Genomic DNA, 13,410 nt, shown 5'->3' with positions numbered 1-13,410 from the left:
CGGTCGTAGGATCGTGGGCGTGGAGCGGCTGGCGGATTTTCACGCGGTTGCCGGGGCGTGCCCGGGCCTGATGGTCCGGTGGGCGGCGCAGGCGCTCGACGCGGGCTATCCGCACGAGCGCGGTGCGGCGTGGCGGTACCGGGACGCCGTGGCGGTCTTCGCGCCTCGGCTGAGCCGGGCCGACCGGCTGGTGTGCGCCGGTCCCGGCGACGAGGTCGCCGAGCTGGTCGAGGCGGTGCTGCCCGAGCTCGCCGGGCACGACGTGCGGCTGCTGGCCGCCGAGCCGCTGGCGGCGGACCTCGCCGAGCGGCTGGGGCTCGAGGTCCGGGCGACCTTCGGGTGGATGCACCTGGCGACCGGACCGCCGCAGCTCCCGACCCCGGACGTGGTGTGGCTCGGCCGCGCCGACGAGCCCGCGATCGACGCGCTGCTGCGCCGCGCCAACCCGACGTCGTACCTGTTCCCGGACGATCCGGGGGCGATCCGCTGGGCGGGGATCCGGGACTCCGGCGGTGCGATCCGCTCGGTGGCCGGCGACTCCTGGGCGGCACCCGGGATCGGCTGCATCTCCGGCGTGGCGACCGACCCCGAGTGGCGCGGGCGCGGGCTGTCCGGCCAGGTGTGCGCGTTCCTGACCCGCGAGCTCGCCGCGCGCGGCTCGGTGGTGCTGATGGCCGACGCCGACAACGAGCCCGCGCTGGCGGTGTACCGCCGGCTCGGCTACCGCTACACCGCGATCAGCGCCGTGCGGGCCACCAGCGGCTCCGCCTAGGACCGCGCGCTACCCGCACCGCCGCGCGAGAACGCTTCGCCGCGCGCCTAGTGCGCTTCCACGAGCTTGCCGGGGTTGAGGATGCCCGTCGGGTCGACCGCCCGCTTCGCGGCCGCCAGGACGTCGGTGCCGACGGTCCCGATCTCCGCCTCCAGCCAGGGCCGGTGGTCGACGCCGACGGCGTGGTGGTGGCTGATCGTGCCCCGGCCCGCGATCGCCTCGCCGGCCGCTCGCTTCGCCCTCGCCCACTGCTCCAGGGCGTCCTCGTCGCGCGGGGCGAGCACCGTGAAGTACAGCGAGGCGCCGGTTTCGTAGGCGTGCGAGATGTGGCACATCACGATCGGTCGGTGCCGGGCCGAGCCCAGCTCGTGGACCAGCGCGGTGCGCACGGCCGAGCGCAGCTCGCCGAGCCCGGTCCAGTGCGCGGCGGTTTCCAGCGTCTCGACGCACACTCCCCGGTCCAGCAGGGCATCTCGTTGCCGCGGACCCGAGAACCGGTGCGACTTCCAGGATTCGCCGACCGCGCGACCGAGCGACACCTTGCGGAAGTCGCGCAGCGCGGCCAGCGTGCGCGCGCGGCGTCGCTTGAGCTCGCCGCGCGATGCGGCGTCCCAGCCCAGGATCAGCAGGCACGGGCGGCGAATCCCGTTGGCCCGCGCGTAGGCGTTCAGCGCGCGCGACTTCAGCCCGCCGGCGAGCGCGAGCTGCACCTCGGTCTCCTCCACATCGGACAGCCGGGTGACGTCGGCCAGCGCCCGCGACTGGGCGAGCGCGCGCACCGCGTCCGCGCCCGCCTGCCAACCGTCGACCACGAAGGCCTCGTAGCGGCCGCGCGCCGGGGCCGGGCGCACCCGCAGCGCGACCTCGGTGATCACGCCGAGCGCGCCCTCGCCGCCGACCGCCAGCTGGCGCAGGTCCGGGCCCGCGGCCGAAGCCGGGGCCACGCCGGGACGCCACTCCCCGCGCGGCGTGGCCACCCGCACGCCCTCGATCATGTTCTCGAAGCGGCCGTAGCCCGCGGAGGCCTGCCCGGCCGAGCGCGTCGCGGCGAATCCGCCGATGGTCGCGCGCTCGAAGGACTGCGGGAAGTGCCCCAGGGTGAAACCGTGCGCGGCCAGGAGGGATTCGGCCTCCGGGGCGCGCATCCCGGCTTGCAGCACGGCCACCCGCGAGACCGGGTCCAGCGAGACCAGCTTGTTCAACCGGGCCAGGTCCAGCGCGACCACCGCGCGCTTGCCGCCGCGCAGCGCGTCCACGCCGCCGACCACCGAGGTGCCGCCGCCGAAGGGAACCACCGCGATGTCGTGCCGCGCGCAGATCTCCAGCGCGCCCTGCACCAGCTCGGGCTCGCCGGGCAGCAGGACCGCGTCCGGCACCGCGAGGTCCGCGGCGGTGCGGCGACGCATCAGGTCGCTGTAGGACATGCCGCCCGCGCGGCCCAGCCGGGCGGCGTCGTCGAGCAGCACGTGCTCGCCGCCGACCAGCGCCGCCAGCTCGTCGCGCGCATCCTGGGGCAGCGCGCTCTCGGGGACCTCCAGCAGCGAGGCGGGCATGGCCGGCGTGGTGGTGTCGGTCAGGCCGATGCGCTGGCGCAACCAGCGCATCGCCGACGGGGACAGTTGCGCGGCCGCCGCACCCGATGGGGTCCAGCTGCCGCGGAGGGTGTGTTCGATCTGGCCGCTCACCGCTACAGTGTGACACATGGAGGCTAAGTGTCACAGCCCGTCGGCTCCCGGCGCGCGGCGTCCGGCCAACCGGGTCGACGACGCCGAGCTGCTGCGCGCGGCGCGCGAGTGCGTGCTGGCCAACGGGCTGCGGCGCACCACGCTGACCGACGTGGCGCGGCGGGCCGGGGTCAGCCGGATGACGCTCTACCGGCGCTTCCCGGACGTCGACAGCATGGTGACCAGGCTGGTCACCGCCGAGTTCGGCGAGATCCTGCAGCTCGCCCGCGCCGCCGAGCCCGCCGGCGACGCGCGGCACCGGCTGGTCGCGGGCGTCGTGCGGGGCATCCGGCTGCTGCACGAGGCCCCGCTGCTGCAGCGGGTGCTGGAGACCGACGGCGAGCTGCTGCTGCCCTACCTGGTCGAACGGCTGGGCAGCACGCAGCTGGCGGCCGAGGCGATGCTGCACGAGCACCTCGCCGCCGGGCACGCCGACGGTTCGGTGCGCTCCGGCGATCCGGCGGTGCAGGCCCGATCCCTGCTGCTGCTGGTGCAGTCCTTCGTCATCTCGGCGGGGCCGGCCACCGGCGACATCCCCGCCGAAGCCCTCACCGACGAGCTCACCCACCTGCTCGACGGCGCCCTACACCCCGGGAGCAGCACATGATCACCACTCCGTTGCCCGCGGGCTCGCTGCGCGCGACCTCGCTCAACGCCGCTCGGCTCGACGCCGAGCTGACCGCGTCGGCCGAGGACGAGGTCGACCTGCTCGTGGTCGGCGGCGGGGTCACCGGCACCGGCGTCGCGCTGGACGCCGCAGCGCGCGGGTTGTCCGTGGTCCTGGTGGAGTCGCGCGACCTGGCCTGGGGGACCTCGCGCTGGTCCAGCAAGCTGGTGCACGGCGGGCTCCGCTACCTCGCGCACGGCGACGTCGCGCTGGCGCACGAGAGCGCGGTGGAGCGCAACGTGCTGATGACCCGCACCGCCCCGCACCTGGTCCGACCGCTGCCGCAGGTCACGCCGCTGCACTCCGGGGTGTCCCGGCGGCAGGAGCTGGTGATCGGCGCCGGGCTGCGCGCCGGGGACGCGCTGCGCCGGGTGGCCCGCACGCCCTCGGACGTGCTGCCCGCGCCGCGGCGGATCCCCGCCGCCGAGGCCCTCGCGCTGGTGCCCGGGCTGCGCGGGGCCGGGCTGCGCGGCGGGCTGCTGCACTTCGACGGCCAGCTGATCGACGACGCGCGCCTGGTGGTCGCGCTGGCGCGCACCGCAGCCGGCTTCGGCGCGCGCGTCCTCACCCGCACGACCGTGCGCGAGCTGCGCGGCGACGGCGCCGACGTGGTCGACGAGCGCAGCGGCGCGTCGCTGCGCATCCGGGCGCGCTCGGTGGTCAACGCCGCCGGGGTGTGGGCGGGCGAGCTGACGCCGGAGGTGGAGCTGACTCCCTCGCGCGGTTCGCACCTGCTGGTCGACGCCGACGCCGCCGGGCTGGCCGGGACCTCGGTGGTGGCCCCGCTGGCCGGTGCGTCCGGGCGCTTCCTGCTGCTCATCCCGCAGCCCGACGGGCGCGCGCTGCTGGGGCTCACCGACGAGCCCGCGCCCGGGCCGATCCCGTCGGTGCCCGAGGTCCCCGAATCCGATGTGGACTTCCTGCTGGCCGGGATCCGGGAGGTGCTGCGACGTCCGCTGGGGCGGGAGCACGTGCTGGGCAGCTTCGCCGGGCTGCGCCCGCTGCTGCGGCAACCCGGCAAGCCGACCGCGGACCTGTCCCGGCATCACGCCGTGCTCACCTCGCCGGAGGGCGTGGTGACGGTCGTGGGCGGCAAGCTCACCACGTACCGGAAGATGGCCGCCGAGGCGGTCGACGCCGCCGTGCAGGCGCGCGGGCTGTCCGCCGGGCCGTCGCGCACCACCGGGATCGCCCTGGTCGGCGCCGCGCCGCGCCACCACCTGCACGACGTCGAGGCCCCGGCCCAGCTGGTCGCCAAGTACGGCACCGAAGCGGCCCGGGTGGCCGCCCTCGGCGAGTACGACCCGGATCTCGCCGAGCCGGTCGCGGCGGATTCGCGGCTCACCGCCGCCGAAGTCCTCTGGGCGATCCGCCACGAAGGCGCCCTCGACGCCGACGACGTCCTGGACCGCCGCTCCCGCCTCGGCCTCGACCCCGCGGAACGAGCAACCGCCCTGCCCCCGACGAAATCCCTGGTGACCAAGGCCCTGGCCGGCCTGACCCCCCGCTGACCCCGAATCACCTCCCAATCCGGGTACCGAATCACCTCCCTTTCGGGGGTGAAATTCGAGGGTTTTCGGGAGTGGAACCGGTCGGGGGATCGGGTTCGCTCGTTCGGGGTTGGTGCTTCGGTCGGTTCGGCCGGTCCTCGGGGTGCCGGGTCAGTTCGGGGGCTGAGCGCGGGTGGGGTGCCACGGGTGCAGAAAGGCCCCGGGGCCGGCCTGGTGGCCGGGTCCTCCGGGGCCCGTTGCGGGAGTCAGCCGCGGCTGACTTGATTCAGGTTTCGATTCACCGCTCGGTGATCGGCTTGTAGGAGCGATCCGCGTAGCCGGTGTAGACCTGGCGCGGACGGCTGATCTTGCGGGCGGGGTCCTCGATCATCTCCCGCCAGTGCGCGATCCAGCCGGGCAGCCGGCCGAGCGCGAACAGCACGGTGAAGAACTTCGTCGGGAAGCCCATGGCCTTGTAGATCAGGCCGGTGTAGAAGTCCACGTTCGGGTAGAGCTTGCGCGAGACGAAGTAGTCGTCGGAGAGCGCCCGCTCCTCCAGCCGCAGCGCGATGTCCAGCAGCGGGTCGTTGGAGCCCAGCTTGGACAGCACCTCGTCGGCGGTCTTCTTGATGATCGCCGCGCGCGGGTCGTAGTTCTTGTAGACCCGGTGCCCGAAGCCCATCAGGCGAACGCCCGGCTCCTTGTTCTTCACCCGCTCGACGAACGCGTCGACGTCGCCGCCGTTGTTCTTGATGCCCTCGAGCATCTCCAGCACGGCGCTGTTGGCGCCGCCGTGCAGCGGGCCGAACAGGGCGTTGATGCCCGCCGAGACGCTGGCGAACATGTTCGCCTCGGACGAGCCGACCATCCGCACCGTCGAGGTGGAGCAGTTCTGCTCGTGGTCGGCGTGCAGGATGAACAGCAGGTCCAGCGCGCGAGCCAGGGTCGGGTCGACCTCGTAGGGCTCGGCCGGGAAGCCGAAGGTCATCCGGAGGAAGTTCTCCACCAGGCCCAGCGAGTTGTCCGGGTACAGGAACGGCTGGCCGACCGACTTCTTGTAGGCGTAAGCCGCGATGGTGGGCAGCTTCGCGAGCAGGCGGTGGGTGGACAGCTCGACCTGGTCCTTGTCGAACGGGTTGAGGCTGTCCTGGTAGAAGGTCGACAGCGCCGAGACCGCCGACGACAGCACCGGCATCGGGTGCGCGTCGCGCGGGAAGCCGTCGAAGAACTGCTTGAGGTCTTCGTGCAGCAGGGTGTGCCTGCTGACCCGGCCGGCGAACTCGTCGTACTGCTGCTGGGTGGGCAGCTCACCGTAGATCAGCAGGTAGCTGACCTCGATGAAGTTGGACTTGGCGGCAAGCTCCTCGATCGGGTATCCGCGGTACCGGAGGATGCCGGCGTCGCCGTCGATGTAGGTGATGTCGGAGTTGCAGGCTGCCGTATTCACGAAGCCCGGGTCCAACGTCACCATGCCGGTCTGGGCCAGCAACTTGCCGAGATCGACACCAGGCGCGCCCTCGGTCGGCTGTGTCACCTGCATCTCGTGCTCGCCGGCGTCATAGCGCAGCGCGACGGTACGTTTTGCGGTCACGTCGTCGGGCATTCGGGAACCTCTCGCGCTCGTCAAGGGGTGCGTGTGGTGACGACCGCGTCTTGCCCAGCCAAGCGGCAGGGCTGCGTATGTCGCCCGCGCGCCGGTCGGGGTGTCCGAACCGTCGCAGCACCACCCCGTTGGGGTCCTGTCAGTAGTCACGCTAGACCGCAACGGGGCCCTGGCGCAGCAATCGTGTTTCGTCTTTTTTGCAGGTGGGACCACGATCACATCACAACAGCGGTGCCAGCGGTCCCACCCGCACGCTCCGGAGCCGCCCGCGACCCCCATCGTGACCACGGATCCCATCCGATCGGACTAATCCGAATTCCGCCGCGCGCAGCGTTCCTCCAGGCGGAGGAGAACGACGATCGCTACCCGAGCTCCGCGGCCCACGGCGGCTCGGCACCGGCCCGCGAGACGGTCACGCCAGCCGCCTCGGCGGCGAAACCGAGCACCTGCTGCCACCGCCGCGCGTCGAAGGAGCGGAGCTCCTCGGCCGACAGCGCGCCGTTGCGGTGCAGCCAGGCCAGCAGGGCCGCCTGCACGGTGTCGCCGGCTCCGATGGTGTCGGCGACCTCGACGGAGCGGCCGGGCACCGCGAACTCGCCGGACGCGGTGACCGCGGTGAGCCCGTCCCCGCCGCGGGTGAGCACCACCGCGGCGGGTCCGCGGGAGACCCACTCCCGGGCGGCTTCCAGCACGTCCCTGCCCGGCGCGAGCCACTCGGCGTCGTCGTCGGAGACCTTGAGCAGGTCGACGGCGGGCAGCCAGGACTCGAAGCGCTTGCGATAGGCGTCCGGGTCCTCGATGAGGTCGGCGCGCACGTTCGGGTCCAGCGCGGTGAACCGGCCGCGCTCGGCGGCGTCGAACAGCGCCCGCTCGTAGACCGAGGCGCCGGGTTCGAGGACCATCCCGAGGGTGCCCACGCACAGCGCGGTGGCCTCCTCCGGCAGCGGCCGGTCGGCGACGAACCGGGCCGCGGTGCCGTCGGTGTAGAAGCTGTAGCGGGCCGACCCGTCCTCGCCGAGGCCCACCACCGCCAGGGTCGTCGGCTCGCTCCCGCGCTCCACCAGCGAGGTGTCCACATCGGACTCGCGCAGCCGGTCCAGCATCCGGTCGCCGAACTGGTCGGTGGAGAGCTTGGCGTAGAAGGCCGCCGGAACTCCCAGCCGTCCCAGGGCGATCGCGACGTTGTACGGCCCGCCGCCCAGCAGCGGGCGCAGCGGCCCCAGTCCGCCGTCCGGAGCCGACTTGTCCGGCACGAGGTCGACCAGGGCCTCACCGCCGATGACGATCACATTTCCTCCACTGTGCACTCTGCGGGGGACTGCTCGGCGGACAGACCGCCGAGCAGGAACTGGGACAGCGCTGCGAAGGCCGCCGCGTCCGACAGCCCGGTCCGCTCGCCGATCTCGCCGCGCTGGATGCCGACGATGGTGCGGCCGACCATCTCGCCGACGAACCCGGCGTGCACCTCCCGGAACACGCCCTGGCGCACGCCCTCGGCGATGAAGCCGCGCATCCGGTCGGCGGCTGCCTGCGCGTTGGCCTCGTAGGTCGCGCGGGTGGCGAGGTTGGCGGCCATGTCCTCGATGAACTCCCTGGAGGCCGGGCGCAGCGCCTCGGCCGCGGCCTCCAGGTAGACCCGGACCTTCTCGCGCACGTCGCCGGCGGCCTCGACCCGCCGCTCGATGGCACCGGTCGCGCCCTTGAAGTAGTGCGCGACCACGCGAACGGCGAGCTGCTCCTTGCTCCCGGCCAGGGTGTAGAGCGTCGACTTCGAGCAGTGCAGGCGCGCGGCGAGCTCGTCGAGCGTGAAGTGCGCGAACCCCTCGGCGAGGAACAGGTCGCGCAGCCTGTCCAGCAGCTCGGCCCGCCGTGCGTTCTGCGGCGGGCGCGGGGGTCGGGAAGCGCTCATCGGACAAAGCCTGCCACAGCGCTGCGGCGCTACCGCGGGCTTCCCGCCGGCGGACCTGTTGACAGTACTGCCGTACGCTCTACAGTACGGGTCACGGTACGTACATACTGGCCCCAGGAGCGTCGCCATGACCGTTGAACGCCTGCTGCCCAGCACCGAGGCCGCCGACCTGCTCGCGCTGACCCGCGAGATCGCCCGCGACGAGCTCGCCCCGCGCGCCGCCGCGGACGAGGCCGCCTCGGAGTTCCCGCGCGACGTCTTCCGGCTGCTCGGCGACTCCGGGCTGCTCGGCCTGCCCTACCCGGAGGCCTTCGGCGGCGGGGAGCAGCCCTACGAGGTCTACCTGCAGGTGCTGGAGGAGATCGCCGCCGCCTGGATGACCGTGGGAGTGGGGCTCTCGGTGCACACCATGGCCTGCTTCCCGCTGGCCCGGTTCGGCACCGACGAGCAGCGCGAGGAGCGGCTGCCCGAGCTCATCGGCGGCACCCTGCTCGGCGGCTACGCGCTGTCCGAGCCGCACGCGGGTTCCGACGCGGCGTCGCTGAGCACCAGGGCGGTGCTCGACGGCGAGGAGTACGCGATCAACGGCGCCAAGTCCTGGATCACCCACGGCGGCGCGGCCGACTTCTACACGTTGATGGCGCGCACCTCCGACGACGGACCGCGCGGGATCAGCTGCTTCCTCACCGAGGCCGGCGCGCCGGGGATCTCGGCCGGTCCGCCGGAGCACAAGATGGGGTTGACCGGCTCACCGACCACGCCGCTGTACTTCGAGGACGCGCGGGTGCCCGCGCGGTGGCGGATCGGCGCGGAGGGCGACGGGCTCAAGATCGCGCTGTGCGCCCTGGACTCCGGGCGGCTGGGCATCGCCGCCTGCGCGGTGGGCCTGGCCCAGGCCGCGCTCGACCTGGCGGTGGACTACGCGAGCCAGCGCCAGCAGTTCGGCAAGCCGATCATCGAGTTCCAGGGCCTGGAGTTCCTGCTGGCCGACATGGCCGCAGCGGTGCACACCGCCCGCGCGACCTACCTGGACGCCGCGCGGCGCCGGGACGCGGGGCTGCCGTTCTCCCAGCAGGCCTCGGTGGCCAAGCTGGCCGCCACCGACGCGGCGATGAAGGTCACCACCGACGCGGTGCAGGTGCTCGGCGGTGCCGGCTACACCCGGGACTACCCCGCCGAGCGCTACATGCGCGAGGCGAAGGTGCTGCAGATCTTCGAGGGCACCAACCAGATCCAGCGGGTGCTCATCGCGCGCGGCCTGCGCCCCGCGAAGTAGCGCTGCGCGGCCCGCCCCGGGCCTCGGCGGGCGCGCCGCTCAGAGGGTCTTGAGGCCCCAATGAGCGGTCCAGGCCTCGCCCGGCTGCAGGGTGATGAGGTCGGTGCCGGAGTTGAGGGCGTCCGGCGGGCAGGTCATCGGCTCGATGGCGATCGCGCGGCCGCGGCCGGGGAAGTCGCCCGACGTGTAGACCTGGACCCACTTGAACACCGGGTCGGCCCACAGCTGCACGCCGCGCCCGTCCGGGCCGGTCAGCGAGTGCCGGACCAGGCCCTCCGGGTCGTCGGGAGCCGGGCTGGCGCCGCCGAAGGCGGTGTCCAGCCAGACGCCCTCCAGCCTGCGGCCGCTGCGGAAGTCGACCTCGTCGCCCTCCAGGGCGCGCGGCGGGCGAGCGGGCAGCAGGCGGTCGGCGTCCACCGGCAGGACCGTGGCGGCCGCCAGGCGCAACGTGCACTCGTCGGTGTCGACCTCGCCCGCGCGCGGGTAGGGGTGCACGCCCACGCCGAAGGGCACGGCCCGGCCGCCCAGGTTCTCGACGGTGTGGGTCACGGTCAGGCCGTGCTCGTCGAGGCCGTACCCGATCGAGGTCAGCAGCGGCACCGGCCAGCCCTGCTGGGCCGGGACGGTCGCCTGCAGCACGATCGCCGAGGTCGTGTGCTCGACGACCTGCCAGGGCGCGTGCCGCAGCAGTCCGTGGATGGCGTTGTTGCGGCCCGGCTCGGTCAGCGCCAGCTGCTGCGGCTCGCCGTCGAGCGCCCAGCGGCCGTCGGCGACCCGGTTCGGCCAGGGCACCAGCACCGAGCCCGCTGCCGACGGCGGCAGCCGGTCGGGGTCGAAGGTCTCGCTGTGCGGCACGCCGTCGACCTCGAAGGCCCGCAGCGCCGCACCGAACTCGGTGACCACGGCGCGCGCGGCCCCGAAGGTGATCTCGAACTGTCGCCCGGTGGCGGGAAGAGGATCATGCACCCCGCCACTGTACGACCGGAAGCGGCCCGGGTCACCGCGAGCGGCGACCCGGGCCGGGGACTCACTTGCTCAGGTTCTCGGCCTGGAAGTCGGCCTTGCCCTTCACGAAGTAGTTGATCACCCAGAACACCACGCCGATGCCGAGCAGCGCGGCGGCGATCAGGTACTCGTCCATCGGCCGACCGGACAGCGGGCTGGCGAAGAACGCGCAGGTCAGCGCGCCCAGCACGGGAACCCAGGTGGGCGCCTTGAAGTGCTCGTGCTCGACCCGGTCCTTGCGCAGCACCAGCACCGCGATGTTGACCACGGTGAACACCAGCAGGAGCAGCAGCGAGGTGGTGCTGCCCAGGTCGGAGATCTCCAGCGAGCTGACCAGGATCATCGCGATGATGCTGGTGAACAGGATGGACACCCACGGGGTGCGGCGGCCGCGGTGGACCTTGCCGAACACCCCGGGGATCACCTTCTCGCCCGCCATGCCGTAGACCAGCCTGCTCGCCATCAGCATGTTGATCAGCGCCGTGTTGGTGACGGCGAACAGCGCGATCAGCGAGAACAGGATCGGCGGGAACCACGGCGCGGCGGCCTTGACCACCAGCAGCAGCGGACCGTCCGACTCGGCCAGCTCGCCGGTGGGCACCAGGGTGGAGGTGATCAGCGCGATCACCAGGTAGATCACCGCGGTGATGACCATGCCGGTCAGCAGGGCGCGCGGGAAGGTCTTGGCCGGGTCGCGGGTCTCCTCGGCCATGTTCACCGAGTCCTCGAAGCCGACCATGGCGAAGAAGGCCAGCGCGGTCGCCGAGGTGATCGCCAGCAGCGGCGAGGTGCCGGCGTCGAACTCGAGGAGCCTGCCCGGGTCCGGGGTGACCTCGGCGCTGTGGCTGCCGGAGATCAGCGCGATCGCGCCGAAGACGATCACCAGGGCCAGCCCCGCGAGCTCCACGCAGGTCAGCACCACGTTCATCTTCACCGACTCGCCGACACCGCGGAAGTTGATGCCCGCGAGGACCAGCAGGAAGCCGAGCGCGACCAGCCAGGACACCGGCTCGACGCCGGAGCCGAAGATCTCGGTGAGGTAGTCCCCGCTGAAGGCCTGCGCGGCCGAGGAGGCAGAGGTGATGCCCGAGCACATCACCGCGAAGGCGATCAGGAACGTCAGGAAGTGCACGCCGAAGGCCCTGTGCACGTACAGCGGCGCGCCTCCCGCGCGCGGGTACTTTCCGACCAGCTCTAGGTAGCTGAAGGCGGTCAGGAAGGCGACCACGAAGGCCACCAGGAACGGGACCCAGAGGGCACCGCCGACCTTGCCGGCGACCTTGCCGGTCAACGAATAGATCGTGGTGCCGAGGATGTCCCCCACCACGAAGAACAGCAGCAACTTCGGGCCCATTACCCGTTTGAGCTCAGGCGGGTTCTCGCCGCCTGCCGCGTGCGTGGTCGATTCGTTGGCCATGACCGTGCAGTCTGCCGTGCGCTCGATCACTGAGCAGCGACCCCCCGGGGAAAGCGCACGAGCGCGGCGGTAGTGACCGGTCCGCTTGCACGGATCGGTATTGGCTGGTCACGGGCGGTCGCCGAGAGGGCCGCCGACGACCGCGCGGCGTGCTCGCGCGACCGCGCGGAGTGCGCGCGGTCGCTCGGGGGTCCGCCACCCGCACCGGCGATCCGGCCCGCCCCTAAGCGCTCCCCAGCGGTGCGCGGTAGCGCAGGAAGTCGGGCAGCGCGACCGCCGCGATCCCGGTGGCCAGCACCACCAGCAGGCCGCCGATCATCACCGCCCCACCGGTGCCCAACCAGGCGCCGCCGAGGCCGTGCAGCGTGTCGGCCAGCCGCGGACCGCCGGCGACGACCACGGTGAACACGCCCTGGATGCGGCCGCGCATCTCGTCGGTCGCGGCGGCCTGCAGGATCGAGCTCCGGTAGACCATGCTGACCAGGTCGGCACCACCACCGATGACCAGGAAGACCACGGCCAGCCACAGCGAATCGGCCCAGCCGAAGCCGATGATCGCCACGCCCCAGGCGGCCACCGCGAGCACCACGCCGACGCCGTGCCGGGTGATCCGGTGCAGCCAGCCCGACAGCAGGCCGAAGGCGAAGGCGCCCAGCGGGATCGCCGCGTACAGCCAGCCCAGGGCGACACCGCCGCCGTGCGGATCGCCGAAGGTGCGCTCGGCCATCTCCGGGAAGAGCGCGCGCGGCATGCCGAACACCATCGCGATGATGTCCAGCAGGAACGAGGCCAGCAGCACGGTGTGCGCGCCGAGGTAGCGGAAGCCGTCGACGACCGAGCGCAGCCCGGCCCGCTTGGGCGCGCCCTCGCGGGGCGGGATGGCGGGCAGCCGGGAGACCACCAGCAGAGCTGCGACCAGGGCGATCGCGTCGACGAGGTAGAGCACCGGCAGGCCCAGCAGCGGTAGCAGCATCCCGGCCAGCAGCGGGCCGAGGATGGAGCCGAGCTGGAACACCGTGGAACCCAGGGCCTGCGCCGACGGCAGCAGGTGGGTGGGCACCAGGCGGGCGACCGCCGCGCCGCGCGTGGGCGAGTTGACCGCGAAGAAGGTCTGCTGGAGCGAGAACAGGACCAGCACCAGCCACACCGAGGGGATGCCGGCGGCGGCGACCAGCCACAGCAGCACGGCGGTGGCGGCGAGCCCGCCGTTGGTCACCAGCAGCAGCTTGCGGCGGTCGACGGTGTCGGCGATCGCACCGCCCCAGAGCCCGAAGACCAGCAGCGGCACCAGCCCGAAGACGCCGGCCAGCCCGACGTAGGCCGAGGAGCCGGTGATGTCGTAGAGCTGCTTGGGCACGGCCACGGCGGAGAACTGCGCGCCGACCGCGCTGACGATGTTCGACGACCACAGCCGCCGGTAGGCCGGGTACCGCAGCGGCCTGGTGTCCAGGACGACCTTGCTCAGCAGCCCTCGGATCCCGCTCCGGGTCGCCGTCTCCCCGCGTTGCGCCACAGTTCCAGGAGCTTATCCGTTAGCGAAGCTAAGG

At 72.9% G+C, this 13,410-nt stretch carries 11 protein-coding genes; 4 read left to right on the top strand and 7 right to left on the bottom strand.

Features of this window, described 5'->3' with window-relative positions:
- Positions 1-19 precede the first annotated feature (19 nt).
- The gene (locus ACFQRI_RS07685) at positions 20-772 is read left to right on the top strand and encodes a GNAT family N-acetyltransferase (RefSeq protein ID WP_380666000.1); all 753 of its coding nucleotides are present in this window, start codon (positions 20-22) and stop codon (positions 770-772) included.
- 47 nt (positions 773-819) lie between these two features.
- Here ACFQRI_RS07685 and ACFQRI_RS07680 read toward each other — a convergent pair whose 3' ends face one another.
- On the bottom strand, positions 820-2,457 hold the full coding sequence (locus ACFQRI_RS07680) for an FAD-binding oxidoreductase (RefSeq protein WP_380665998.1): 1,638 nt from the start codon (positions 2,455-2,457) through the stop codon (positions 820-822).
- 16 nt (positions 2,458-2,473) lie between these two features.
- On the opposite strand from ACFQRI_RS07680, the gene ACFQRI_RS07675 reads away from it, so the two are divergent.
- The gene (locus ACFQRI_RS07675) at positions 2,474-3,103 is read left to right on the top strand and encodes a TetR/AcrR family transcriptional regulator (protein ID WP_380665996.1); all 630 of its coding nucleotides are present in this window, start codon (positions 2,474-2,476) and stop codon (positions 3,101-3,103) included.
- Positions 3,100-4,674, top strand: a complete 1,575-nt coding sequence (locus ACFQRI_RS07670; protein WP_380665994.1) for a glycerol-3-phosphate dehydrogenase/oxidase — start codon at positions 3,100-3,102, stop codon at positions 4,672-4,674. Before ACFQRI_RS07675 ends, ACFQRI_RS07670 begins: the two co-directional genes overlap by 4 nt.
- Before the next feature lie 277 nt (positions 4,675-4,951).
- Here the strand turns inward: ACFQRI_RS07670 and ACFQRI_RS07665 are convergent, their stop codons facing one another.
- The 3 genes from ACFQRI_RS07665 to ACFQRI_RS07655 all read right to left on the bottom strand — a co-directional run bounded on the left by ACFQRI_RS07665 (position 4,952) and on the right by ACFQRI_RS07655 (position 8,165).
- On the bottom strand, positions 4,952-6,256 hold the full coding sequence (locus tag ACFQRI_RS07665) for a citrate synthase (RefSeq protein ID WP_380665992.1): 1,305 nt from the start codon (positions 6,254-6,256) through the stop codon (positions 4,952-4,954).
- Positions 6,257-6,618: 362 nt separating this feature from the next.
- Positions 6,619-7,545: a carbohydrate kinase family protein gene (locus ACFQRI_RS07660; protein WP_380665990.1), complete on the bottom strand. Its 927-nt coding sequence runs from the start codon at positions 7,543-7,545 to the stop codon at positions 6,619-6,621.
- Complete coding sequence (locus ACFQRI_RS07655) at positions 7,542-8,165, bottom strand: TetR/AcrR family transcriptional regulator (RefSeq protein WP_380665988.1); 624 nt, start codon at positions 8,163-8,165, stop codon at positions 7,542-7,544. The genes ACFQRI_RS07660 and ACFQRI_RS07655 overlap by 4 nt, the downstream gene beginning before the upstream one ends.
- 127 nt (positions 8,166-8,292) lie before the next feature.
- Here ACFQRI_RS07655 and ACFQRI_RS07650 point away from each other — a divergent pair, with 127 nt between their 5' ends.
- Complete coding sequence (locus ACFQRI_RS07650; protein ID WP_380665986.1) at positions 8,293-9,441, top strand: acyl-CoA dehydrogenase family protein; 1,149 nt, start codon at positions 8,293-8,295, stop codon at positions 9,439-9,441.
- 39 nt (positions 9,442-9,480) lie between these two features.
- Here ACFQRI_RS07650 and ACFQRI_RS07645 read toward each other — a convergent pair whose 3' ends face one another.
- The 3 genes from ACFQRI_RS07645 to ACFQRI_RS07635 all read right to left on the bottom strand — a co-directional run bounded on the left by ACFQRI_RS07645 (position 9,481) and on the right by ACFQRI_RS07635 (position 13,376).
- Entirely contained in the window at positions 9,481-10,407 is a 927-nt protein-coding gene (locus ACFQRI_RS07645; RefSeq protein WP_380665984.1) for an aldose 1-epimerase family protein, read from the bottom strand.
- A 61-nt stretch (positions 10,408-10,468) separates the two neighbouring features.
- Positions 10,469-11,863, bottom strand: coding sequence for an APC family permease (locus ACFQRI_RS07640; RefSeq protein ID WP_380665982.1), 1,395 nt, complete (start codon positions 11,861-11,863; stop codon positions 10,469-10,471).
- Between the two features lie 223 nt (positions 11,864-12,086).
- Positions 12,087-13,376 (bottom strand): MFS transporter, encoded by a 1,290-nt coding sequence (locus ACFQRI_RS07635; protein ID WP_380665980.1) that lies wholly within the window; start codon positions 13,374-13,376, stop codon positions 12,087-12,089.
- Between the last annotated feature and the right edge of the window lie 34 nt (positions 13,377-13,410).

The sequence above is a fragment of the Saccharopolyspora griseoalba genome, assembly GCF_042665275.1.
Taxonomy (GTDB): Bacteria; Actinomycetota; Actinomycetes; order Mycobacteriales; family Pseudonocardiaceae; genus Saccharopolyspora; species Saccharopolyspora griseoalba.
Note: the sequence above shows the minus strand (reverse complement) of the source record. Positions and strands in the feature narration are given on the sequence as shown.